At 75.3% G+C, this 23,428-nt stretch carries 24 protein-coding genes; 13 read left to right on the top strand and 11 right to left on the bottom strand.

Annotated elements, in window-relative coordinates; all coding sequences use genetic code 11:
* The first annotated feature begins 477 nt into the window (after window positions 1-477).
* The gene (locus ABIH81_RS25580) at window positions 478-1,014 is read left to right on the top strand and encodes a GNAT family protein (protein ID WP_349877420.1); all 537 of its coding nucleotides are present in this window, start codon (window positions 478-480) and stop codon (window positions 1,012-1,014) included.
* 35 nt (window positions 1,015-1,049) lie between these two features.
* Here the strand turns inward: ABIH81_RS25580 and ABIH81_RS25575 are convergent, their stop codons facing one another.
* Complete coding sequence (locus ABIH81_RS25575; RefSeq protein ID WP_349877419.1) at window positions 1,050-2,495, bottom strand: M20/M25/M40 family metallo-hydrolase; 1,446 nt, start codon at window positions 2,493-2,495, stop codon at window positions 1,050-1,052.
* Between the two features lie 100 nt (window positions 2,496-2,595).
* On the opposite strand from ABIH81_RS25575, the gene ABIH81_RS25570 reads away from it, so the two are divergent.
* Complete coding sequence (locus ABIH81_RS25570; RefSeq protein WP_349877418.1) at window positions 2,596-3,894, top strand: NAD(P)/FAD-dependent oxidoreductase; 1,299 nt, start codon at window positions 2,596-2,598, stop codon at window positions 3,892-3,894.
* Window positions 3,895-3,921: 27 nt separating this feature from the next.
* Here ABIH81_RS25570 and ABIH81_RS25565 read toward each other — a convergent pair whose 3' ends face one another.
* From ABIH81_RS25565 to ABIH81_RS25555, 3 genes are all read right to left on the bottom strand, one after another.
* Window positions 3,922-5,079 (bottom strand): AI-2E family transporter, encoded by a 1,158-nt coding sequence (locus ABIH81_RS25565; protein ID WP_349877417.1) that lies wholly within the window; start codon window positions 5,077-5,079, stop codon window positions 3,922-3,924.
* Window positions 5,080-5,117: 38 nt separating this feature from the next.
* Window positions 5,118-5,906 carry a fused MFS/spermidine synthase gene (locus ABIH81_RS25560; protein ID WP_349877416.1) on the bottom strand — a complete coding sequence of 263 codons (789 nt, stop codon included), beginning with the start codon at window positions 5,904-5,906 and terminating at the stop codon, window positions 5,118-5,120.
* A 71-nt stretch (window positions 5,907-5,977) separates the two neighbouring features.
* The gene (locus ABIH81_RS25555; protein WP_349877415.1) at window positions 5,978-6,949 is read right to left on the bottom strand and encodes a DUF2267 domain-containing protein; all 972 of its coding nucleotides are present in this window, start codon (window positions 6,947-6,949) and stop codon (window positions 5,978-5,980) included.
* Window positions 6,950-7,133: 184 nt separating this feature from the next.
* Between ABIH81_RS25555 and ABIH81_RS25550 the strand changes: the two genes are divergently transcribed.
* On the top strand, window positions 7,134-7,448 hold the full coding sequence (locus tag ABIH81_RS25550; protein ID WP_349877414.1) for a hypothetical protein: 315 nt from the start codon (window positions 7,134-7,136) through the stop codon (window positions 7,446-7,448).
* A 113-nt stretch (window positions 7,449-7,561) separates the two neighbouring features.
* Here ABIH81_RS25550 and ABIH81_RS25545 read toward each other — a convergent pair whose 3' ends face one another.
* Together ABIH81_RS25545 and ABIH81_RS25540 are read right to left on the bottom strand one after the other, a co-directional pair.
* Window positions 7,562-7,909 (bottom strand): STAS domain-containing protein, encoded by a 348-nt coding sequence (locus ABIH81_RS25545; protein WP_349877413.1) that lies wholly within the window; start codon window positions 7,907-7,909, stop codon window positions 7,562-7,564.
* A gap of 43 nt (window positions 7,910-7,952) precedes the next feature.
* On the bottom strand, window positions 7,953-8,297 hold the full coding sequence (locus ABIH81_RS25540) for an STAS domain-containing protein (RefSeq protein ID WP_349877412.1): 345 nt from the start codon (window positions 8,295-8,297) through the stop codon (window positions 7,953-7,955).
* Window positions 8,298-8,553: 256 nt separating this feature from the next.
* On the opposite strand from ABIH81_RS25540, the gene ABIH81_RS25535 reads away from it, so the two are divergent.
* The 5 genes from ABIH81_RS25535 to ABIH81_RS25515 all read left to right on the top strand — a co-directional run bounded on the left by ABIH81_RS25535 (window position 8,554) and on the right by ABIH81_RS25515 (window position 12,903).
* A complete protein-coding gene (locus ABIH81_RS25535) occupies window positions 8,554-10,293 on the top strand; it encodes a PP2C family protein-serine/threonine phosphatase (RefSeq protein WP_349877411.1) in 1,740 nt (579 codons plus the stop codon).
* A 17-nt stretch (window positions 10,294-10,310) separates the two neighbouring features.
* Window positions 10,311-11,357, top strand: a complete 1,047-nt coding sequence (locus tag ABIH81_RS25530) for a cobalamin-dependent protein (protein WP_349877410.1) — start codon at window positions 10,311-10,313, stop codon at window positions 11,355-11,357.
* A 76-nt stretch (window positions 11,358-11,433) separates the two neighbouring features.
* Window positions 11,434-11,781 (top strand): STAS domain-containing protein, encoded by a 348-nt coding sequence (locus ABIH81_RS25525; protein ID WP_349877409.1) that lies wholly within the window; start codon window positions 11,434-11,436, stop codon window positions 11,779-11,781.
* 71 nt (window positions 11,782-11,852) lie between these two features.
* Complete coding sequence (locus tag ABIH81_RS25520; protein WP_013285990.1) at window positions 11,853-12,299, top strand: response regulator; 447 nt, start codon at window positions 11,853-11,855, stop codon at window positions 12,297-12,299.
* Window positions 12,300-12,417: 118 nt separating this feature from the next.
* Entirely contained in the window at window positions 12,418-12,903 is a 486-nt protein-coding gene (locus tag ABIH81_RS25515; RefSeq protein ID WP_349877408.1) for an ATPase, read from the top strand.
* An 11-nt stretch (window positions 12,904-12,914) separates the two neighbouring features.
* Here the strand turns inward: ABIH81_RS25515 and ABIH81_RS25510 are convergent, their stop codons facing one another.
* Window positions 12,915-13,661 (bottom strand): hypothetical protein, encoded by a 747-nt coding sequence (locus ABIH81_RS25510; protein ID WP_349877407.1) that lies wholly within the window; start codon window positions 13,659-13,661, stop codon window positions 12,915-12,917.
* Window positions 13,662-14,112: 451 nt separating this feature from the next.
* On the opposite strand from ABIH81_RS25510, the gene ABIH81_RS25505 reads away from it, so the two are divergent.
* Complete coding sequence (locus ABIH81_RS25505) at window positions 14,113-15,051, top strand: endonuclease/exonuclease/phosphatase family protein (RefSeq protein ID WP_349877406.1); 939 nt, start codon at window positions 14,113-14,115, stop codon at window positions 15,049-15,051.
* 4 nt (window positions 15,052-15,055) lie between these two features.
* Here the strand turns inward: ABIH81_RS25505 and ABIH81_RS25500 are convergent, their stop codons facing one another.
* Complete coding sequence (locus tag ABIH81_RS25500; RefSeq protein ID WP_349877405.1) at window positions 15,056-15,484, bottom strand: OsmC family protein; 429 nt, start codon at window positions 15,482-15,484, stop codon at window positions 15,056-15,058.
* Window positions 15,485-15,563: 79 nt separating this feature from the next.
* Entirely contained in the window at window positions 15,564-16,511 is a 948-nt protein-coding gene (locus ABIH81_RS25495) for a serine/threonine-protein kinase (protein WP_349877404.1), read from the bottom strand.
* 130 nt (window positions 16,512-16,641) lie between these two features.
* Between ABIH81_RS25495 and ABIH81_RS25490 the strand changes: the two genes are divergently transcribed.
* Window positions 16,642-16,866 (top strand): hypothetical protein, encoded by a 225-nt coding sequence (locus ABIH81_RS25490; protein WP_349877403.1) that lies wholly within the window; start codon window positions 16,642-16,644, stop codon window positions 16,864-16,866.
* Window positions 16,867-16,893: 27 nt separating this feature from the next.
* Here the strand turns inward: ABIH81_RS25490 and ABIH81_RS25485 are convergent, their stop codons facing one another.
* Both ABIH81_RS25485 and ABIH81_RS25480 read right to left on the bottom strand, forming a co-directional pair.
* Complete coding sequence (locus ABIH81_RS25485) at window positions 16,894-17,691, bottom strand: alpha/beta fold hydrolase (protein WP_349877402.1); 798 nt, start codon at window positions 17,689-17,691, stop codon at window positions 16,894-16,896.
* Entirely contained in the window at window positions 17,688-18,581 is an 894-nt protein-coding gene (locus ABIH81_RS25480; RefSeq protein WP_349877401.1) for an SDR family oxidoreductase, read from the bottom strand. Before ABIH81_RS25480 ends, ABIH81_RS25485 begins: the two co-directional genes overlap by 4 nt.
* A gap of 142 nt (window positions 18,582-18,723) precedes the next feature.
* Here ABIH81_RS25480 and ABIH81_RS25475 point away from each other — a divergent pair, with 142 nt between their 5' ends.
* From ABIH81_RS25475 to ABIH81_RS25465, 3 genes are read left to right on the top strand one after another with little or no spacing between them, the layout of a single operon-like run.
* Window positions 18,724-19,464, top strand: a complete 741-nt coding sequence (locus ABIH81_RS25475; protein WP_135243922.1) for a response regulator transcription factor — start codon at window positions 18,724-18,726, stop codon at window positions 19,462-19,464.
* Window positions 19,442-20,974 carry an ATP-binding protein gene (locus tag ABIH81_RS25470; RefSeq protein ID WP_349877400.1) on the top strand — a complete coding sequence of 511 codons (1,533 nt, stop codon included), beginning with the start codon at window positions 19,442-19,444 and terminating at the stop codon, window positions 20,972-20,974. The genes ABIH81_RS25475 and ABIH81_RS25470 overlap by 23 nt, the downstream gene beginning before the upstream one ends.
* Before the next feature lie 45 nt (window positions 20,975-21,019).
* Window positions 21,020-23,425, top strand: a complete 2,406-nt coding sequence (locus ABIH81_RS25465) for a glycosyltransferase family 39 protein (protein WP_349877399.1) — start codon at window positions 21,020-21,022, stop codon at window positions 23,423-23,425.
* Window positions 23,426-23,428: the final 3 nt, after the last annotated feature.

Here is a 23,428-nt window from a genome sequence, read left to right as displayed (position 1 = left end):
CTGCTCCGCGGCTCGGGGGTGTAACGACGGCCGGGCCGGGGTCATTCCCGCCGGCGGCGGGGTGCCCGTCGCTCGGGGATGTAACGACGACCGGGCCGGGCCGATTCCCCGACTTGCCGTGGGTGCCGGGCGGGCCGGTGTCCGGCGCTCGGCCCTGGTGCCTGGGCGGTCAGCCATGTACAACGCCCCGCGCCCGCCAGCGATTCCACCCTCACGATGGCACCGACCACAGCCACGCCCCCACACCGAACCGGACACAACTCACCAAACCCGTCGCGCCGTCGCCCGAGCGGACTGCATCACCGCGCGATCTTGCATCTTGGTCTCCGGTGAACCCCACGCAAAGCGGACATCACGCGGGCGTCAAGTGCAAGATCGCGGGAGTGTGGGATGCCCGGGAGGCTTGGGGTGGGGGGTGGTGGCGGGGGAGTGCACCCCGGGTGGGGCGGGTGGGGGGCGGTGGCCGAGAGTGGAGCTGTGCGATATCTGCGCAGTGACGGACGCGTCGCCATCCGCCGTCCCCGTCCGGCCGACGAGGCGGAGTTCGTCGCCGCCGCCCGGCGCAGCCGCGACCTGCACCATCCGTGGCTGTCCGCGCCCGATGACGCACAGCGGTACGCGGCGTACCTGCGCAGGATCCGGGCGCGGGACAGCTCCGGGTTCCTGTTCTGCGACCGGGCCACCGGCCAGATCGCCGGTTACGCGAACATCAGCGGCATCGTGCTCGGCGCGTTGCGTGGCGGTTACCTCGGATACGCGGCGTTCCGCCCGTACGCGGGCACCGGGCACGCCTCGGCGGGGGTGCGGCTGGTGATCGAGTACGCGTTCGGGCCGCTGGGACTGCACCGGCTGGAGGCGAACATCCAGCCCGGCAACGAGCCGTCGAAGCGGCTGGCGCGCCGGCTCGGCTTCCGGCTGGAGGGGTTCTCGCCGGAGTACCTGTTCATCGACGGCGCGTGGCGCGACCACGAACGCTGGGCGATCACCGCGCCGGCCGCCCCGGCGCCGGACTGAGCCGCCCGGCGCCGGGGTGACCGTCGAAAGGACTGTCAGCTACCGGGCTTCGGGAACGCGACCGGGCTGCGGTGCCCGGCCCGGTCCACCGCCCGTACGCCGAAGAACACGTTGTCCTTGGACAGGTCGATCGTCACCTCCGTGACGTCGCCGACCGGCAGCACCTTCTGCCACCGGTCGGCGGTGGTCTCCCGCCACACCACCTCGTACCCGGCCAGGTCCGGCTCGGGCCCGCGCTGCCACCGCAGGGTGGTGTCGTTGGTCAGGTTCGTGGTCACCACCGTGACGCCCTTGGGCGTACCCGGCGCCTGGGCCAGCGACCACAGCGTCGCGGCGTTCACCCGCGCCACCCGGGTGATGTAGCCGAAGTCGCAGAACTCGGGCAGGTCGCCGTACTGCACCCCGTCGACGACCCGCACGTCCTGGTGCTGGTGGGCGAAGTCCTCGTTCGGCTCGGTGAACCGGCCGGCCGGCCACCCCTCGCGCAGGAACGAGATGTGGTCGCTGCCGCGCAGGTAGCGGTCCCGCCGGTAGATGACGCGTACGTCCATGCCGGTGGCGGAGTTCTCGGCCACGTCGGTGACGAACCGGGCGAGCTGCCGTGACGGCGAGTCGTTCTCGCCGCCGACGGACTGCCGCACGCTCGCCTCGGCCGGGGTCTCGGCGGTGGGCACGCCCTCGGCGAACAACCGCACGGTACGCGGGTCGCGGGTGCCGTCGTCGGCCGTGCTGGACCCGACGATGTCGTTGCTGAACATGGCCTGGACGTCGGCGCCGGCCGCCTTCAACTGCGCGGCCAGGTACGCCGAGCCGTACAGTCCCTGCTCCTCGGCGGCCACGGCGGCGAGCACGACGGTGGCCTCGGTGCGGCGGGTGGACAGCACCCGGGCCAGTTCCATCACGACCGCCACGCCGGATGCGTCGTCGTCGGCGCCGGGCGCGTCGCCGGCCGCGTCCATCACGTCGGTCGCCCGGGAGTCGTAGTGGCCGGTGATGACGTACACCCGCTCGGGCGTGACGTCGCCGCGCAGGGTCGCCACCACGTTGGTGACGGTGGTCGGGACGGGGATGCGGGAGGCGGGCTGCTGCACGTACGACTGGAGTTCGACGCTCATCCGGCCGCCGGACGCGGCCGCGTACCCGGAGAGCTGGGCGTGGATCCAGTCGCGGGCGGCGCCGATGCCGCGTACCGGATCGGTCTGGCTGGACAGGGTGTGGCGGGTGCCGAACGCGGCGAGCCGGCGCACGACGGCCTCGATCCGGCGGCTGTCGATCTCGCGCAGCAGCGCGGTCAGCTCCCGGTCGGGCCGCTGCGGCCGGGCCGGACGGCCCGGACCCGGCGGCGCGCCGGTCGCGGCGGCGGCCGGGGCGGCGGTGACCGGGGTGGCGACGGCGGCGGCGGTGGCCGCGGCGGAGGCGGTCAGGAAGGTACGCCGGCTGGACCTCGTGGGCCGGCCCTCGGCGGTCTCGTGGTTTCCCATCCCGGCATCCTCGCGCCGATCACGAGGAATGTCCATATAGCTGCCGATGGATGGATCATGGGTACGTTTGTCGCAGGTCTGCCCGGGAACGGCAGAAGGCATGACGAAACCACGGGTGGTGATCGTGGGGGCCGGGTTCGCCGGGTACCACGCGGCCAAGACGTTGCGCCGACTGGCCCGCGACCGGGCCGAGATCGTCCTGCTGAACACGACCGACTACTTCCTCTACCTGCCGCTGCTGCCCGAGGTGGCGGCCGGTGTGGTGGAGCCGACCCGGATCGCGGTGCCGCTCGCCGGCACGCTCGACGGCGTCCGCGTGGTGGTCGGCGAGGCCGACCGGGTCGACCTGCAGAACCGGTGGGTGGGCTACCGCTCGGTCGAGGGCGAACACGGGCAGCTCGCGTACGACCGGCTCGTGCTCAGCGTCGGCAGTGTCAACAAGCTGCTGCCGATCCCCGGCGTGACCGAGTACGCCCACGGCTTCCGCGGCCTGCCCGAGGCGCTGTACGTGCACGACCACGTGGTCCGGCAGGTCGAGCTGGCCGAGCTGACCGAGGATCCGGCCGAGCAGCGGGCCCGCACCACGTTCGTGGTGGTCGGCGCGGGCTACACCGGCACCGAGGTCGCCGCGCACGGGCAGCTGTTCACCGACCGGCTGATGGCCCAGCGCCCGCACCTGTCGGTCCGGCCGCGCTGGATGCTGCTGGACGTGGCGCCCCGGGTGCTGCCCGAACTGGACCGGAGGATGTCGGTCACCGCCGACCGGGTGCTGCGCAAGCGCGGCGTGGACGTACGGATGGGCACCTCGGTCGCCGAGGCCACCCCGGACGGGGTGATGCTCACCGACGGCGAGTACGTCCCGACGTGCAGCCTCATCTGGTGCGTCGGCGTACGCCCCGACCCGTTCGTGGCCGAACTGGGGCTGCGCACCGAGAAGGGCCGGCTCGTGGTCGACGAGTTCCTCAACGTCCCCGGCTACCCGGAGGTGTTCGCCTGCGGCGACGCCGCCGCCGTGCCCGACCCGACCCGCCCCGGGCAGGTGTGCGCGATGACCGCGCAGCACGCGCAGCGCCAGGGCAAACTGGCCGCGCACAACATCGCCGCCTCGTACGGGCAGGGCGTGCGCAAGTCGTACAAGCACCACGACCTGGGCTGGGTGGTGGACCTGGGCGGCAAGGACGCGGCGGCGAACCCGCTCAAGGTGCCGCTGGCCGGGCTGCCGGCCAAGGCCGTCACCCGGGGCTACCACCTGCTGGCCATGCCGGGCAACCGTCCCCGGGTCGCGGCGGACTGGGCGCTGGACGCGACGCTGCCCCGGCCCGCGGTGCAGCTCGGCCTGGTGCCGGCCAACGCGGTGCCGCTGGAGAGCGAGTCACCGGAGCTGGTCCGCCGCCGCTGAGCGCCGCACGCACCGGCCGGCCGCCTCTCACCCGCCGGCCGGCGGCCGTTCCGCCGCACCGGCGCCGCCGGCCCGCGGCTGCTCCGTCGCGATCGAACCGGCGGCCGGACCGGTGCGGGGCGGACCCGCCGGTTCGCCGTCGGCGGGCCGCGGCAGGGCCTGGCGCCCGGCCGGCACGAACTCGCGCAGCAGCACCTGCGCGATGCCGGCCGCCGGGATCGCCAGCAGCGCGCCCACCAGCCCGGCCAGCTCGGCCGACAGCAGCACGCTGACCAGCACCGTCAACGGGTTCAGCCGGACCGCGCGGGCCATGATGACCGGTTGCAGCAGATGGTTCTCCACCTGCTGGTAGATCACGAAGAAGACCAGCACCACGACGCCGTCGGTGGGGGAGTGCAGGAACGCCGCGCCGGCCGCGGCGATCGCCCCGAGCGTGGCGCCGACGAGCGGGATCAGGTCGAACACGGCGACCGTCAGCGCGATCACCGCGGCGAACGGCACACCGAGCAGAAACAGCACGACGAACGTCAGGCCCCCGCAGATCACGCTGATCAGCAGGTTGCCGCTCAGGTAGCCGGTGACGATCCGGGACGAGTCGCGCCCGATGCGCCGCAGCCGCGCCGCCGGGCCGTCGCCGGCCAGCCGCAGCGTGGCGGCCACGATCCTCGGCGCCTCCAGGACCATCAGGTACGCCAGCACGACCACCGTGATCAGGGCGACGACCGCCTGGGCCACGCTGCGGACCACCCCGACCGTCGGGTCGCCGAGCCGGGCGCCGTACCGGCGGAGCTGGCCGGGTTCGGCGTACCGGAGCAGGTGGAAGCGGTCCAGCAGCCGCCCGAGCGGCCCCTGCCCGGCCTGCGCCTCGCGTACCAGCTCCGGCGCCCGGTCGGCGAACCGGCCCACCTCGTCCACCAGCGGCACCACGATCAGCGCGCCGACGGCGGCGAACAGCGCGAACGCGGCCAGGAACACCAGCAGCGTGGCGAGCGCGCGGCGGCGTACCCGCCGTTCGAGACGGTCCACGAGCGGTTTGAGGGCGACCGCGAAGAACACCGCCACCAGCCCCCACACCAGCACCCGCCGGGTGGCCCAGACCAGCGCCAGCCCGACCACCGTGGCGAGGACCAGACCGATCACGATCAGCGTCCGGCGCGCGGTGGACCGGTCCTCGGCGGCGCTCATCCGGCGCGGCTACCCGCGACACCGATGAGGAAACCGGCTCAGCCGAGGTCGGCGTCGGTGACCGGGAGGGCGCCGGCGGCGAACGCGTCGAGCGTCCCGGCGTGCAGCACCGTTCCGGGCACCGGGTCGGCGGCCACGCGGGTGGCGAGCCGGCCCACCGGCAGCCGCCCCGCGGCGGGCGAGGCGGCCAGCACCACGTTGCCGTACCGGCGGCCGCGCAGCATCCGCCGGTCGGCGACCAGACACACGTCGGCGAAGACCGCGCGCAGCGTGGCCACCTGTGCCCGGGTGTGCGCCAGCGGCGGCAGGTCGGTGAGGTTGATCAGGTAGAGGCCGTCCGGGCGCAGCACCCGGGCCACCTGCGCCGCGAACTCGAGCGCGGCGACGTGCGGCGGCATCCGGGCCGCCCGGTACACGTCGGCCACCACCACGTCGTACGTCCCGGACGGCGCCCCGGCGACCGCCTCCCGGGCGTCGCCGAGTGCCACCACCACCTCCGGCGGCAGCGGCGGCAGCTTCCGCCGGACCAGCTCGATCACGGCCGGATCGCGCTCGATCACCCGCTGCGCCGAACCGGGCCGGGTGCGCGCGAGCCAGCGCGGCAGCGTGAGCGCGCCCCCGCCGAGGTGCAGCGCGGTCAGCGCCGCGCCGCGCGGGGCGGCCAGGTCGATCGCGGCGGCGATCCGCCGCACGTACTCGAAGTGCAGGTACCGGGCGTCGGCCACGTCGACGTACGACTGCTCGACCCCGTCGGCCAGCAGCGTGCGCCCGGACGGGCGGGCCGGGTCCACCACGATCTCCAGGGTCTCGGCGTCGTCGTGATCCACGGCGGGACACGGTACCGCGCGGCCACGGGTGGCTCCGGCCCGCGTGGGACCGGAGCCGTCCCGCCGCCGGCTCAGCCGGCCGCCATCCCGGCGCCGGCCTCGTCGACTGCCGCGTCCACCCGGTGCGCGAGGTCCACGTCCGCCGCCGTCACGCCGTCGACCTGCTGGGTCCGGACCGTCAGCACGGCGTTGTCCGGGTCCGGCCGCCCGATCTGCGGCGACCGCCCCACCTCGGACTTGAGCCGGTCCAGCCGGTCGAGCACCCGGTCCAGGTTGCCGCCGGGCAGCTCGATCGTGCGCACGAGCGACCGCCGGTCGCTGGACCAGTAGGGCAGCGTGGCGAGCGCGTCGCGCAGCTCCGCCTCGGTGAGCGGCGCGGTGGCCGAGGACGCGCCCACCAGGCCGCCGCCGAAGTCGGTCGGCCCGAGCAGGTCACGCAACTCGTCGGGTACGCGCAGCGACTCGACCAGATCCGCGTCGGCCTCGGCGAGCGCGGCGAGCGTCGCCGCGGCCTGGTAGCGCGCCTGCTCCGGGGTGAGGCGGCTGTACCGGCCGACCTCGGCCAGGAAGCCGGGCAGGTCGCGGCGGGGTTCCAGGCCGTACATCGGCACCACGTCGTGCAGGCTCAGCGGCACCGCCTCCAGCAGCCGCTCCCGTTCCGCCTCGTCCAGTGCCTTGGCCAGGGCCAGCACGGTGCCCTCCGCCGCGACCTTGGCCGTGGTGAAGTCCACCCCGGCGCGCCGGCTCACGTCGTCGACGAGATCCCGGTAGCCCATCGAGACCCCGGTCGGCGGCCTCGGGTCCGGCAGCGGGCGCTGATGCTCCGCGACGGCGACCGGCGGCGGCGCGGGGCCACCCCGGGTGCTGTCCGGCTTGTGCCGTCCCGCCGGCGGCGGGCCGGACCGCTCGTGCTGGTCCAGCGAGGTGACCTGCTTGGACGCGCTCAGGCTGGCGCCGAACTGGCTCGGCCGCAGCCCTCGCTCACGGGCCTCGCGGGCCAGGGCCCGGCGGCGCTGGTTGTCGCCCTCCATCTGCTTGCGCATCGTCGCACCTCGTTCCTGGGTCGGTTTGCGCTTGCGCCTGCCGCGTTCCCGGCGCTGCCGGGAAGGTAACGGCGGACCGCCCGGCGGACGCTTCATTCGCTGCGGGTGAGGAGCGCTCACCCCGGCGGGCGGCAGGCTCGAACGGACCGGACAACTTCCGACGCACGCGGAAGGGCAGGTCGACATGAAACGGATCGTGGAGATCGTCCCCGCCCGTCCCGGCTGGTACGCCCGCTGGCGGGTCGGCCCGGACGCCACCCGCTCCTACCCGGTGACCCTCTGGGCCCTGCTGGAGCACCACGACGGCAGCGGACGCGAGGTGGTCGGCGTCGACTGCGTCGGGCAGTGGCCCGGAGCGGACGACGACGGCGTGAGCGGGAACTTCGTCCGTTATCTGTTCCAGACGCCCGATTCCGGCGCCCCGGAGGACGTCGAGCCTCCGCTCGCGGGGCAGTCGCGCGGCGAGACGCCGCACCGGCAGACCGCGCCCGCCGCCTGAGCCATCCTCCCGGCCCCCGGCCCCTGGTCCCAGGGCCGGGGGCCACCCCTGTCCGCCGGTCGCTCAGCCCGCCTGGCGGGCCTCGCCGGTCGGGGCAGCCCTCGCCGGACGGGTCAGCCCACCTCGCGGGCCTCGCCGGTCAGGTCGCGCGGCGGGGCGGCCAGCAGTTCGGCCAGGCCGGTGCGGTCCAGCAGCTGCCGCACCTGCGGGTTCAGGTTCAGCAGACGGACCGCCCCGGTGCCGGCCCGGTGGATCACCACGAGCGCGCTCAGGCCGGAGGAGTCGCAGAGGTGCACCCCGGCGAAGTCGAGTTCCAGCTCCTGGTGGCCGTCGCGGCGCAGGTCGGCCACGACGTCGACGAGTTCCGGCGCGGTGTCGAAGTCCAGCTCTCCGGCCAGCCGCACCCGGGCGGAACCGGCGTCGAGCCGGTCCACCTCGATGCTCAGCGTCTGGGAGGGCACGTATCCATGTTCCCAGCCGGGCACGGCCGGGAAACCCCCGGGGTCACGCGGACGCGGTCGAATCCGGCGCCGGGTGGCCGGGCGCGTCGTCGACCGGCGAACGGTCGAGCAGGCCGGTGACGCCGGTCAGGTCGAGGATGGTCTCCAGGAAGCGCGGGACCGCGCGCAGCTCGATGACGGTGCCGGCCTGCTGGCCCTCCCGCCAGGCGTGCACGATCACGGACAGGCCGGTGCTGTCCATGAACTGCAGGTCACCGAAGTCGAACACCAGCGCCGCCGGGCACCCGGCGAGCAGTTTCTCGACCTCGGCGCGCAGCGGGGCGGCAGTGGCGTACGCCAGGTCGCCGCCGACGACGACCACCGGGACGGCCGGGTCGGATCGATCCACGGAGACGCTCAGCGGGCTCGCCTCGGGCCTTCTCCGTTGAGGAACCACGTCATGCCTTTCCGCGGGGCTGCCGGTCGCCGACCGGGATGACAGGATCGTAACAACAGCGGCATCACCTCGCTGAACGCCCGAGCGGGGCCGGCAGCGCCGTGGGGTGGCGGTCCCGGCACACCGGCGTAGGGTGGGCGGGAAGACGTGACCACAGGCGCCGGGTCCGGCGCCCCCGGGTGTCGACGAGGAGAGTGGGGCTCAGCTGGTGACTGCTGCCGACGTCAGGGGTGCCGACCCGGGCGACGGACGGATCTCCACGCCGAGCGCCGCACGGGCTCCGGCGTGGTCCGCCGCCGCGCCGGAGCCGTCCGCCCTGCCGCCGCTTGCAGCCGACCGTGACCTCACCGTCTCGAACTGGTCCGAGGTGGTCGAGCACTTCCGCGAGGGCCTGGTGGTCTGCGACGCCGTCGGTGTCGTCCAGCACGTGAGCCCGGTCGCGGAGCGGCTGATCCCCGAGGTGACGCCCGGCGAGCTGCTGGCCGCCGCCGGGCCGGCCCCGCTGCGCGGCGACGGCCCGGCCGAGTTCACCCACCACGGGCGGCGGCTGCGCGTACGCCCGGTCGGGTTGTCCCACCGCCGGCGCTGCTGGTACGTCGACGACGTCACCGAGAGCGTCAGCCGGGCCGACGCGCTGCTCGCCGAGCGGGCCCGCTCGGCGTTCCTCGCCGTGGTCGGCGAGAAGCTCGGCAACCCGCTGCACCCGGACCGGGCCGCCGCCGCCGTGGTCCGCCTGGCCGTGCCCACGGCGGCCGACGTGGCGGTCCTGGTGCTCGCTCCCCGCTCCGGCCGCGCCCGCTGGTGGCGTGCGGTACGCGCGGACGACCGGCCGCCGGTGGTGGACAGCGGGGTGCTGCCCGCCCCGGCGCTGCCCGCCGCCATCGAGGCCGGACTGTCCGGCGCCGAGCCGCACGAGCTGGACTGGCTGGTCGAGCAGGCCGCCGAGGCGGGCTGGCTGCCCGGCCTGGACGCCTCCGGCGCCACCGCCCGGGTGGTGCCGCTGCCCGGCCGGGAGGCCCCGGCCGGCGCGCTGCTGGTGGCCCGGCGCGCCGACCGCTGGTACGACGAGGCCGACGTGGACCTGGTCCGCGCGTTCGCGGCCCGGGCCGGCGCGGCGCTGACCACCGCCATGCTCTACCGCGACCAGGCCGAGGTCGCCGACACGTTGCAGGCCAGTCTGCTGCCGGTCGAACCGGCCCCCGCGTCCGGCGTGCAGTGGGGCACCGCGTACCGGCCGGCGCAGGCCGGGCTGCGCATCGGCGGCGACTTCTACGGCTCGCACCGGCTCGCCGACGGCGGCTCGGTCTTCTTCCTCGGCGACGTGTCGGGCAAGGGCGTGGAGGCGGCCGTCTTCACCGGCCAGCTTCGCCAGTGCCTCCAGGCGCTGCACCGGGTCGAGACCCAGCCGGGGCGGCTTCTGAAGCTGCTCAACGACGCGCTGCTGGAGACCACCCAGGCGCACGGGCAGGGCCGGTTCGCCACCATGGTGCTCGGTGTGGCACGCCCGCTCCGCGACGGCGGCCTGACCCTGACCCTGGCCGGTGGCGGGCACCTGCCGCCGCTGGTGCTGCGGGAGTCCGGCGACGTCGAGGTGGTGCCGTTGCGCGGCATGCTGATCGGCGTGGTGCCCGATCCCCGCATCGGCGAGGTCACAGTGCACCTGGCGCCGGGGGAGACCTGCCTGTTCTACAGCGACGGGGTGACCGAGGCGCGGGGCGGGCGGCGCGGCGACGAGCAGTTCGGCGCCGAGCGGCTGCTCAACGCGGTGGTCGGCTGCCACCGGATGCCGGCGCCGGCGCTGGCCGAGCGGGTCGAGCAGGTGACCTGCGACTGGCTCGCGCACGGCGAACACGACGACATCGCGGTGCTGGCGCTGCGGGCGACCGGCCCGGCCGGGCGGGTGTCCCGCCACCTGCGCGCCGTGCCGGATCCGGCCGCGGCCGAGTGAGCGAGGGAGTGGTCCGTGTGACCGTGCCAACCGTCGAGGCCGACCCGGCCCGCGCCTTCGGCCGCTACCTGGAGTGCCTGGCCGACGCCGACGAGTCCGCCGCCGTGGCGGTGGCCCGCGGGCTGCTGGAGGCGGGGGTGCCGGCCGAACGGGTGCTGCTGGACCTGGTCGCCCCGGCCCAGGCCGAGGTGGGCGAACGCTGGGCCCGCAACGAGTGGAGCGTCGCCCAGGAGCACGCCGCCACCCACATCAGCGAGCGGGTGGTGGCCGCGGTGGCCGCGTACGCCGATCCCCGCCCGACCCGGGGGCGGGTCGTGATGGCCTGCATGGACGGTGAGTGGCACGCTCTGCCGGCCCGGCTGGTGGCCGAGGTGCTGCGGCTGCGCGGCTGGCAGGTCGTCTTCCTCGGCGCCAGCGTCCCGGCCGCGCACCTGGTGTCCTACCTGCACCGCTACGACGCGGAGGCGGTGGCGCTCGCCTGCGCCCTGCCGATGCGGCTGCCGCACGCCCACCGGATGGTGGAGGCGTGCCGCCGCTCCGACGTGCCGGTGGTGGTCGGTGGCCGGGGCTTCGGAGACGACGGCCGCTGGGCCCGCGTGCTCGGTGTGCCGTGGGCGCCGGACGCGCCGGCCGCGGCGGACCTGGTGGCCGACGAGCGGGCGCTGCGCGAGGCGCCGTCCGCGCGGCTGGACCACCTGGCCGACGACGAGTACGCCAGCCTGGTCAAGCGGCGCGGCGAACTGATCGACAGCGCCCTGGCCGACCTGCGGGAGCGGGTGCCGTCGACGGCCGGCTACACCCCCGCGCAGCTCGACTCCACGATCAGCGACCTCGGCTACATCCTGGACTTCCTGGCCGCCGCGCTGTATGTGGACGACGCGACGCTGTTCACCGGATTCGTCGAGTGGCTGGTGGAGATCCTGGTCAGCCGCGGGGTGCCGGCGGCCGCGGTGGGGCTGACGCTGGAGCACTATGGACAGCAGCTGCGCGACTTCCCGCGCGCGGCCGCCTTCCTCGACCGGGGGCGCGCTCTGGTGGGCGGCCTGTCGGCGGCGGGCCGCTGACGGGCGCCGGGTCTGCCGTCGCATATACTTGCACCACTGCAAGGGTTCGCCTGCGGTGGGAGTGAGAGGGGCCACTGTGACGTTCACCGTCACGTACGCCCAGCGGGACGGGGGCGGTGCCTGCCTCCGGCTGGCCGGCGAGCTCGACCTCGGCACGGCCGGAGAGCTGAACTCGGTCATCGACCGGCTGGTCGCCGAGGGGCACCGCGAGCTGCTGCTCGACCTCACCGAACTGACGTTCTGCGACTCCACCGGCATCGCGGCCTTCGTCCGGGGCGACAATCTCGTCGCCGCCGACGGCGGATGGCTGCGGCTCACCGGAGCGACCGGCCGGGTGGCCCGGGTGCTCCAGGTGACCGGGCTGGCCGAGGTGCTCCACCTCGGCCGCGACACGGCGGGCCCGACCGCGCCGGCCGCCTCCTGATCCGGTACATTTCCCCGCCAGCAGCCGGCCGTGCGGCCGGACGCCCTCCTCACCGCGAAGCAGGTAAACCCATGGGTCAGACCAGCCCCAGCCCCGTTCGCATCCTGGTGGTGGACGACGACCCGGGTGACGTCCTGATGATCGAGGAGGCGCTCGCCGACTCGGACGTCGACAAGGTCATCGACGTGGTCGCCGACGGCCAGGAGGCGATGGAGTTCCTCCGCCGCGAGGGCCGGCACACCGAGGCGCAGCGCCCGGACGTGATCCTGCTCGACCTGAACATGCCCCGGATGGACGGCCGGCAGGTGCTCGGCGAGGTCAAGGGTGACGAGAGCCTGCGGACCATCCCGATCGTCGTGCTGACCACCTCCAACGCCGACACCGACGTGGTCAGCAGCTACACGTTGCAGGCCAACGCGTACGTGACGAAGCCGATCGACCTGGACGACTTCAACGACGTGGTGCGCCGGATCGACGAGTTCTTCGGACGGGTGGTCGTGCTCCCGAAGCACCCGTAGGGGCGGGAAGTCCGGGCCACCGCATCCTGAACATTTTGCGGGAACGGCCGCGCCCGGGAGCGCCGGAACCGCAGGATCGGCAGGTGGGGACGCACACCGGCTGCCTGGGGGGCGACGCATGAGGTTCTCGGTGGTGGAGACCGGCTACGACAGGCGTCAGGTCGATGCCTGTCTGGACGAGCTGAGCCTGCGTCTGGGGCGGCTGGCGGCGCGAGCGGAGGGCGCCGCCGGGGCCGGCCGGGAGTGGGACCAGATCCGGTCGGACGCCCTGCACCTGTGCGACTTCCTGCATCGCCGTACCGCCCCGGTCGAGTCAGGCGCGTCCCGCCCGTCGGCCGCCGAGCGGGAGGCCGCCGAGCTGCTGGCGCAGGCCCGCGCCGAGCTGGAGGCCGCGCGCGAGGAGGCCCGCCGGTTGCGGGAGGAGGCGTACGCCGAGGCCGTGCGGGCGCGCCGCGAGTTCGAGGCGGCCCTGCTGGCGCGCCGGCGCCGGGAGTCCCGGGTCGACGAGATCCTGGCCGGGGCACGGGGTGGGCGGGTGGCTGTGGACACGCCCACCGCCGCGGCGGGCGTTCGGCCCGGTGGCGCCGGGCGCAGCGCCGCCTGAGCCGCGCCGGGTCAGACCAGCGCCGCCACCACCGTCGTGGCGCGCTTCTCGTGCCGGGCGTACGCGTCGGGGTAGGCGGACACCTGCACCGCCTGGGCGGCGGCGGTGACGCTCATGTCCTCCCAGCCCGGCACCTCGCGCAGCGCGGCGTAGAAGGCCCGGGCCGCGTACGCCGGCCGCATGAGCTGGGCCACGGTGCCCCAGCCGCTGCTGGGGCGCTGCTGGAACAGCCCGACCGAGTCGTGGTCGGAGCCGCTGCCCTGGTGCGGGTGGTCGAAGGACTCCGGCAGCACGTCGCTGGCCAGGTTGTAGAGGTTGCTCTCCTGCATGGCGGTGGCCACGGCCACGACCAGGGCCCGGCGGGGCATCTTCATCTCGCGCCCCACGTCGACGATGGCCTTGGCGTTGTCCATCTGCCGCTGGTCCAGGCCGGCGACCGGCCGGGGGCGCTTGGGCGGCACCGGCTTGCGCGGCGGCTTCTTCGTCGCCGGGGTGGCGCTGGGCGTGGGAGCCGGTGGCGGCAGGGCCCCGGCGGCCGGTGGCGCGACCCGGGTGAAGTCGCGGGAGGCGCGCTGGTCGGCGGCGGCCCGGTCGGCGACCGCCTCGCGTACCTCCAGGGGCGCCGGGCCGGTCTCGCCGACGCCTGCCACGCCGATCAGGCCGAGGCAGCAGGTGACGCCGGTGGCCACCGCGATCCGGCCGGGTACGGACCGGGCCGGTCCGCGCCGTGGCGGTTCCGGGGCGCGGTGACGTCCCACCCTCCGTTCGGCTGATGCCGGGTCAATCGTTCGGCGAACCGGGCGGTTGGCGGGCAACGGCTGATGATCGGGGTCGTCGGGATGCACCCGCCGAGGCTAGAAAGCTTCCGGCCCTTTGCCATCGGGGTGATTGGTGGCATGCGCCACAATCTGCCGGATTCGCGGGTGGCATTAGGGGTGGCGGATCATGAAAACCGCCAACCTCGCGTACCCGGAAGAAAGCCTATGTCGGTTTCGGCAGTGCGAAACGGACGTCGGCCGAGCCGGCGGCGGCGTACACCCGGCTCCTCCGTTCGGCGGAGGGTGCCCTGGTCGGACGGCCCTCGCCCGGCGGCGGTCCGCCGACCCGCCGGGATCGACTGCTCGCGATCCGGCGGCTCCCGGTGCCGGGGACTGTGGATCATGGCGAGGCCGCCGCGCGGCGACCGGGGCGCTCGATACGATTCCGACGGTGACGGAGCGGATGGTCGACGAGCGCCCGCCCGGCCCCCGCAGCCGGCGCGGCACGATCCTCATCGTCTGCGCCGTGCTGCTCGCGCTGCTGCTGGCCGGGCACCGGGCGGTGCCGAACGTCCACGGCCTGGGCAGCCTGGTGGACAGCGTCATCCCGCTGCTCGGGATCGCCGTACCGCTGCTCGCGCTCGCGGCGCTGCTGCGCCGCTCCCGGCCGGCGCTGCTGGCGGTGCTGCTGCCGGCCGTGGTCTGGGCCGGGCTCTACGGCCGCGCGTGGCTGCCCCCGGCCGCGGGCGCGGACGGCGCCGCGGTCCGCGTGGTCAGCCAGAACCTGCGCGTGGGCAACCCCGACCCGGCCGCCACCGTCGGCGCGCTCACCGGCGACGCCCCGGACCTGATCGGGCTCCAGGAGGTCGCCGACGGCGACCGGGTGGCGCCCGTGCTGGCCGAGCGCTACCCGCACCGGGCGGTGGTGTCGACAGTCGCGCTGTGGAGCCGGTGGCCGATCCGCGAGGCGCACGGAGTCGACACCGGGCTGGGCTGGGACCGCGCGCTGCGGGCCGTGGTCGCCGCACCCCGGGGCGACCTGACCGTGTACGTGGTCCACCTCGGCTCCGCGCGGGCCGGGCACACCGCCACCCGGGACCAGACCGTCGCCGCGCTCGCCGGCGCCGTGCGCGCCGACCCCGCCGACCGGCTGGTGGTGCTCGGCGACCTGAACACCGCCACCACCGACCGGGTCTTCGACCCGCTGACCCGGCTGCTCGGTGACGCGCAGGCCGAGGCCGGGCAGGGATTCGGCTTCACCTGGCCGGCGGAGCTACCGGTCACCCGCCCGGACCACGTCCTCTACCGGGGACTGACGCCGACCACCGCCGGAGTGCTGCGCACCCCGGACAGCGACCACCGGGCGGTGACCGCCGGTTTCCGCTGGTGACGGCTCAGTGCCGGCCGTTCTCCGCCGGGGTCACGGTGAGCCGGTGCCGGCTCGGGTCGTCGCTGGAGAACGGCCAGAGCCGGTCGGCGAACGCGACCAGGTCGGCCAGCTGGTCCCGGGTCAGTCCCGCCGAGGAGATCTCGGCGTGCACGTCGGCCCGGTAACGGCCGTCGACGTCGCGGCCCAGCTTCGCCTCGGCGGTCACCTGCACGGTGTGCGCCTCGTCGGTGATCTCCCCGGCCGCCTCCACCGCCGCGTGGTGCAGGCAGGAGGCGAACGCCGCGGCCAGGAGCTGCTCCGGCGTCAGGCCGGTGCAGTGCGGCGCCAGCGGGGACGCCAGGGCGGAGGAGAGCCCGCCGTCGTCGGTGCGTACGTGACCGCCCGCCGCGGTCGCCGTGGCCGTCTCGGCCAGCCAGGAACTCGGATCCGGCATCGCGTTCCTCCCTCACTCACCGGGCCGCGTTCCCGGACCCCGAGTGGCGAAACCGCGCCCGGTCAGGTAGTAGGAGCGTTCAGCCGACCCGGCCGCTCGGCGCGGCGTCGACGGCCATCGCCTCGGTGGCCTCGGCGGCGGCCCGGCTGGTCCACGGCGACACCTGCGGCGCGCGCTGCCGGGGCGGCATCGCGGTCATCGGCACGTAGACCCGGGCGTCCACGGCCTCGGCCAGCAGCAGCGCGGCCATCGGACTGGTCGGCCGGGCGCACGGGTCGGCGTCGAGGCAGCGCCGGCACAGCTCGGCCACCTCGCCTGGCAGGCCGGGAACCTCGGGCAGCGGGCGGGGCGGGCGGCGGCGGCGCGACCCGAGCAGCTGCGTGGTGCTGCCGGCCTCGTACGGCAGAGCGCCGGTGAGGCAGTAGTACAGCAGCACGCCGAGGGCGTACATGTCGGCGGCCGGGGTGGCGGGCTGCCGGTCGAGCTGTTCCGGCGCCAGGTAGGCCGGGGTGCCCACCACGACGCCGTCCGGTGTGTGGTCGGTCGCGCCGGCCGGGGTGGCGATGCCGAAGTCGAGCACCTTCACCCCGCACGGGGTGAGGATCACGTTCGCGGGCTTCACGTCCCGGTGCACGATGCCGTGCGCGTGCGCGGCGGCGAGCGCGGCGCACACCTCGGCGCAGACGCGCACCGCGATCCGCCAGTCCAGGGGACCGTTGCGCAGGTGCGCGGCGAGCGTCTCGCCCTCGGCCAGCTCCATCACGATGTACGGCACCGGCCGCCCGTCCGGCAGCGTCGCGGTGCCGAAGTCGTGGACGCTCGCGACGTTCGGGTGCACCAGCCGCGCCGCCGAACGCGCCTCGGCCCGGATCCGTTCCACCGAGCCGGCGTCGCCGTCCAGCGCGGGCGAGATGAGCTTCACCGCGACGGTCCGGTCCAGCACGCGGTCGTGCGCGCGCCACACCTCCGACATGCCACCCAGGCCGGCCCGCTGTTCGAGCTCGTACCGCCCGCCCAGCGTCCTCATCGCCCACTCCCTCGCCTCGTCCGGTGCCCTCCGGTCCCGCTACCCGGCCCCGGAGCTGTGCAAACCGCCGAGGGTTCGCACCGCGGCGGGGTAGCTTCGCGGCGAGGGCGTCGGCGGACGGAGGGCAGCGGTGGCCGTGGTGCGCGTACGGTTCGTCGGCGGGCCGGCCGACGAGCTGACCCGGGAGCTGCCCGCCGGGCCGGACGGCGCGCCGCCGCCCCGCTGGGTGCTGCGCCATCCGGAGGAACCGGCCGAGGGGGTGGCCGAACACCTCTACGAGCGCGACGACCACGCGTCGCCCGGTGGCTGGACGATGCGGTACGTGCACACGTTCCCGTTCGGCGCGACCGAGTGACGTCCCGGAGCGGCCGGACGCGAGGCGTCAGGCCGGCCGGACGCCGGTGGTGCCGAGGATGACCGAGGCGACCAGTTCCGGGTCGTCGTGCATCGGCACGTGCCCGCAGCCGGGCAGGTCCAGGTGCCGGGCGCCGGGCAGCCGGGTACGCGCCAGCGCCGCCTGCCGGTACGGCAGGATCCGGTCGCGCGTACCCCACGCGACGGTCACCGGCACGGTCGGCGCGCCCGCGTAGGCGTACCCCCGTCCGGCGCGGGCGACGGCGCGGAACGCCCGTGCCTGGCGCAGCGCGCGGGCGTCGGCGAGCGCGTCGTCGAGGGCCATCCGGTTGGGCCGGGCCAGGATCATGCCCATCGCCAGCATCCGCAGCGCGGGCGCGGCGAACAGGCGGCGCAGCACCGGTTCGGGCAGCCGGGCCGCGTTGCGGTGCAGGGAGAGCACGGTCAGCGCCCAGCGCAGCTCGCGCGCGGTGCAGAACCCGGCCGGCGACAGCGCGGTGGCCGAGGAGACGGCGCCGAGCGCGGCCAGTTCCAGCGCGATCGCGCCGCCGAGGCTGTTGCCCGCGACGTGCGGGCGTTCCAGCCCGAACGCGCCGAACAGTTCGAGCACGGCCGCGGCCAGCCCGGGCATGTCGGCGGGCAGCCCGGCGGCGGGCACCGGGGAGCGGCCGAAGCCCGGCAGGTCGACAGCGATCACGTCGTGCGCCTCGGCGAGGCGGTCCAGCACCGGACGCCAGGCGGCCCAGTGGTGACCGATGCCGTGCAGCAGCACCAGCGCGGGCCCGGCGCCCCGCCGCTCGTAGACGACCTCCACCGCCGTGGTCACGGCCGCCCCTGCGGCGTGCTGGCGCCGAAGCCCCGGCCCAGCGCCCGGGACTGCTCCTCGATCAGCGGCACGGTGGCCCGGGCGGTCCGGCCCACCAGCCGGTCGGCCAGCGGGCTGACCAGCACCGACCGCATCGCCTGCACGCCGGCCACGGCGCGTGGAACGTACACCCGGCGGCTACGGCGCTCGATCGCCCGGACGAACGCCTCGGCGCACTCGGTCACCGTGGTGGTGCGCCGCAGCGGCCAGGGCAGCTTCGCCAGCGCCGTCTCGAAGGCCGGCAGGTCGGCGCGCGCCTCGCGGACCAGGTCGGTGTCCACCCACGACGGATGGGCGGTGCCCACGGCCACGCCCCGGTGCGCCAGCTCCAGCCGGACCGCGTTGCCGAACTGTTCGACGCCCGCCTTGGAGGCGCAGTAGGCGGCCATGCCGGGCAGTGCGGCGAACGCCGCGGCCGAGGAGACGATCAGCAGGTAGCCACCCCGGTCGACGAGCGCGGGCACGGTCGCCGCCGCGGTGCGCATCACCCCGATCAGGTTGACCTCGACGGTACGCACCAGCGCCTCGACGTCGCCGACGGCGATCGTGCCGCGGTTGGCCACGCCGGCGTTCGCCACCACCGCGTCGATTCCGCCCAGCGCCGTCAGTGTCCCGTCCACCGCCGCGGCGAGGGCGTCCTGGTCGGTGACGTCGGCGGCGAACCAGGCGTGCCCCGGGCCCAGCTCGGCGGCGAGCGCGGCGAGCCGGTCGGGTTCCAGCCCGACGAGGGACAGCCGGGCGCCGCGGGCCGCCGCGAGGCGGGCGGTGTGCTCGCCGATGCCCCGGGCCGCGCCGGTCACCAGCACCACCTTGCCAGCCAACCGGCCGGAAACACGACCATCGATGGACATGCCGGGAAGTTACCACCGGGTAGCCCGGGTGCGGAAGACCCGGCCGGACCTGCCCGGATCGTCACCGTACGGCGCGCACAGCTGGTACACAGGATCGGGACAGCCCGCCGACAGCGGGTCCGCCCACGATGGGGGCATGGTCATGAACGCGCAGTCCGCGCAGGGTCGCATCGAGCTGCGCCGACCGGACGGCGAACCGGTGCGGGTGCTCGTCGTCGACGACGAGCCGACACTCACCGACCTGCTCTCGATGGCCCTGCGGTACGAGGGCTGGCAGGTCGCCACCGCCGGCAGCGGCATGGCGGCGGTCACCACCGCCCGCCAGTTCCGCCCGGACGCCGTGGTGCTCGACGTGATGCTGCCCGACCTGGACGGCTTCCAGGTGCTGCGCCGCCTGCGCGAGCAGTCCCCGAGCGTGCCGGTGCTGTTCCTCACCGCCCGCGACGCGGTGGAGGAACGCGTCGCCGGGCTCACCGTCGGCGGCGACGACTACGTCACCAAGCCGTTCAGCCTGGAGGAGGTGATCGCCCGGCTGCGCGCGCTGCTGCGCCGCTCCGGCTTCGCGGTCGCCGCCCGCCAGGAGGCGGTGCTCACCGTCGGCGACCTCACCCTCGACGAGGACAGCCACGAGGTACGCCGCGGCGACGACCTGATCACGCTCACCGCCACCGAGTTCGAGCTGCTGCGCTACCTCATGCGCAACCCGCGCCGCGTGCTCAGCAAGGCGCAGATCCTCGACCGGGTGTGGAACTACGACTTCGGCGGCCAGGCCAACGTCGTCGAGCTGTACATCTCGTACCTGCGCAAGAAGATCGACGCGGGCCGCGCGCCCATGATCCACACCCTGCGCGGGGCGGGCTATGTCCTCAAGCCCGCCGAGTGACGGGCGCGGCCGGCTGCGCCGCCGCCTGGCCGGCTGGTCGCTGCGCCGCCGGCTGGTGCTCTCCGTGGTGGCGCTGCTCGCGCTGGTCAGTGTCGGCATCGGCGGCCTGACCACCGTCGCGCTGCGGCACTTCCTGATCGACCAGATCGACAACCAGCTCACCTTCGGCGACCGGCGGCCCGCCGACTTCGAACGCTGGGCCCGCCGCGGCATCGACCCGCCGCGCCCGGACCAGCTGCCCACCCCGCCGGACTCCGACGAGGTGGCGCCGGACCCCCCGGGCGGCTTCCCGCCGGGCTCGATCGCGGTCCGGGTGCCCGCCACCGCCGAACCCGTCGGCCGGGTCCGGTCCGAGAGCGGCGGCAGCGAGGAGGTGCCCGCCGCCGACCTGACCGCGCTGGCCCGCGTACCCGTCGGCGACCGCCCGCACACCGTCGTCGTCGGCGACCGGGGAGACTACCGCGCCATTGCGCTGCCGTCGCCGCGCGGAGACGGCGACGTGCTGGTCCTCGCGATCCCGCTGGCCCAGGTCGGCGACACCGTCATGTGGATGCTCGTCGCGCAGGCCGGGGTGATCGGCGCCGGTCTGGTCATCGCCGGCGCCCTCGGCACGCTCATCGTCCGGGTCACGCTGCGGCCGCTCAACCGCGTCGCCGCCACCGCCGCCCGGGTCACCGAACTGCCGCTGGACCGCGGCGAGGTCGCCCTGTCCGTGCGGGTACCGGCCGCCGACACCGACCCCCGCACCGAGGTCGGGCAGGTCGGCGGCGCGCTCAACCGGATGCTCGGCCACGTCGCCGCCGCGCTCGCCGCCCGGCAGGCCAGCGAGACCCGGGTACGCCAGTTCGTCGCCGACGCCAGCCACGAGCTGCGCACCCCGCTGGCCGCCATCCGCGGGTACGCCGAGGTGGCCCGCCGGGGCCGCCAGGAGGTGCCGCCCGACGTGGCGCACGCGCTGCGCCGCGTCGAGTCGGAGAGCACCCGGATGACGAGCCTCGTCGACGACCTGCTGCTGCTGGCCCGGCTGGACTCCGGCCGCCCGCTCGCCGCCGAGCGGGTCGACCTGACCGCCATGGCGGTGAACGCGGTCAGCGACGCGCACGTCGCCGGGCCCGGCCACCGCTGGCAACTCGACCTGCCGGACGAGCCGCTCACCGTCACCGGCGACACCCACCGGCTGCACCAGGTGCTGGCGAACCTGCTGGCGAACGCGCGGGTGCACACCCCGGCCGGCACCACTGTCACCGTCCGGCTCGCGCCCGCGCCCGGCGGCGTCGAGCTGCGCGTCACCGACGACGGGCCGGGCATCCCGGAGCAGTTGCAGCCGGAGGTCTTCGAGCGGTTCGCGCGCGGCGACAGTTCCCGTTCCCGGGCCCAGGGCAGCACCGGCCTGGGGCTGGCCATCGTCGCCGCCGTGGTGGAGGCGCACCACGGGCGGGTCGACGTGGTCAGCCGGCCCGGCCACACCGCGTTCACGGTCTGGCTGCCGGGATCCACAGCCGACGCATAGGCCGCTCACGGGAGCGGGCCAGCGGGCCCGCCGAGGCTTGCCGGCATGGACAGAATCGAGACGCTGCCGGCCGCCCCGCCGGCCGGACCACCCGGCGCCGTGCCCGTACCCCTGGAGACCCGCACCGGCTCCGATCCGCGCTGGGCCCGGCCGGCCCTGCTCGGCCTGCTGGCCGTGACCGCGCTGCTCTACCTGTGGGGACTGGGCGCCTCCGGCTGGGCCAACGCGTTCTACTCGGCCGCCGTGCAGGCCGGGTCGCAGAGCTGGACGGCGTTCTTCTACGGCTCCTCGGACGCGGCCAACTCGATCACCGTGGACAAGACCCCGGCGTCGCTGTGGCTGATGGCGCTCTCCGTGCGGATCTTCGGTCTGAGCGGCTGGTCGATCCTGGTGCCGCAGGCGCTGCTCGGCGTCGCCTCGGTCGGCGTGCTGTACGCGTCGGTCCGCCGCTGGTACGGCCCGGCCGCCGGCCTGCTCGCCGGTGCGGTGCTCGCGCTCACCCCGGTGGCGACGCTGATGTTCCGGTTCAACAACCCGGACGCGCTGCTGGTGTTCCTGCTCGTCGCCGCCGCGTACGCGACGGTGCGCGCGGTCGAGACGGCGAGCACCCGGTGGATCGTGCTGACCGGGGCGCTCGTCGGCTTCGGCTTCCTCACCAAGATGCTCCAGGCGTTCCTGGTGATCCCGGTCTTCGCCGGGGTCTACCTGCTGGCCGCGCCGACCGGCCTCGGACGGCGGATCCGCCGGCTCCTGCTGGCCGGGCTCGCCGTGGTCGTCTCCGCCGGCTGGTGGGTGGCGATCGTCGAGCTGGTGCCGGCGAGCGCCCGCCCGTACATCGGCGGCTCGCAGAACAACAGCATCCTGGAGCTGACCCTCGGCTACAACGGCCTGGGCCGCATCACCGGCGACGAGGTGGGCAGCGTCGGCGGCGGTGGCGGACGGCCCGGCGGGGGAGGCGGCGGGCCGTGCTCCGGCCAGACCGGGCTGCTGCGGATGTTCGACACCGAGGTCGGCGGGCAGATCTCCTGGCTGCTGCCGGCCGCGCTGATCCTGCTGGTCGCGGGGCTGTGGCTGGCCGGGCGGGCGCCGCGTACCGACCGCACCCGGGCCGGTCTGCTGTTGTGGGGCGGCTGGCTGCTGGTCACCGGTCTGATCTTCAGCTTCATGTCCGGGATCTTCCACGCGTACTACACGGTCGCCCTGGCCCCGGCCGTCGGCGCGCTGGTCGGCATCGGGACCACCCTGCTGTGGCGGGCCCGCTCAGCGCCGGGCCGGTGGCGCCGGTTCATCGCCACGCTGGTCCTGGCCGGCACCCTGGCGGTCACCGCCTGGTGGTCCTGGCACCTGCTCGGCCGCACTCCCGACTGGCACCCCTGGCTCCGCGTCACAGTGCTGGCCCTGGGCCTGACCACCGCCGCCCTCCTGGCCGCCGCGGCCTTCCTCACCCGTCCCCACCGGCCCGTTCCGCCCTCTCAGTCCTCCCCGCCCTCCCCGGTGATCAAGGGGTTCGTGTCCGGAAACGGCGTTCAGGGTGACGCAAACTCCTTGATCAACCCCGAGGTGGGGGCGACGGCGGGGCAGAGGGCCGGGTTTGCCGGGCGGGTTGTGCGGTGGGTCGTCCCGGTGCTGGCGGTCGCCGGTGTCGGGGTGGCGCTGGCCGGGCCGGCCGCGTACGCGATCCAGACCGCTGCCACACCGCACTCCGGCGCGATCCCGAGCGCCGGGCCGGCCGGAGCGGGTGGCTTCGGCGGCCCCGGTGGACCGGGCGGCCGGATGCCGGGCGGTGCGAACGGACAGTTCCCCGGTGCTCCCGGGGGCGCGAACGGGCAGTTCCCGGGCTTCCCGGGCGGCCCGAACGGCACCGGACCGTTCGGCACCGGCCAGGACGGCGGGGCGAACGCCGGTGGATTCCCCGGCTTCCCGGGCGGTGGCCAGGCTCCGGGCGCACCCGGCGGTACCGGGCAGGACGGCGGTACCGGGCAGGACGGCGGTACCGGGCAGGACGGCGGCGACGGCACCGGCAGCGCCGGTCCGGAGGGTGGCCCGGGCTGGGACGGCCGGGGACAGCGCGGTGGCGGCATGGGCGGGCTGCTCGACGCCCGCGAGCCGAGCGCCGCGATGACCGCGCTGCTCACCGCCGACGCCGGCGACTACACCTGGGTCGCCGCCACGGTCGGCTCGAACAACGCCTCCGGTTACCAGCTGGCCACCGGCCGGCCGGTCATGCCGATCGGCGGCTTCAACGGCAGTGACCCGTCGCCGACGCTCGCCCAGTTCCAGCGGTACGTCGCCGACGGGCGGATCCACTACTTCCTCGGCGGGGGCGGTTTCCGGGCCAACGGCGGCAGCAACGCCTCGGCCGAGATCGCCGCCTGGGTCGCCGAGACCTTCACCGCGACCACCGTCGACGGCGTGACCGTGTACGACCTGAGCAGCGGAAAGCAGGGCTGAGCC

Origin of the sequence: Micromonospora sp. HUAS YX12 (genome assembly GCF_040215685.1) — a bacterium.
GTDB classification, from domain to species: Bacteria; Actinomycetota; Actinomycetes; order Mycobacteriales; family Micromonosporaceae; genus Micromonospora; species Micromonospora tulbaghiae.
This window is presented reverse-complemented; position numbering and strand designations above follow the sequence as displayed.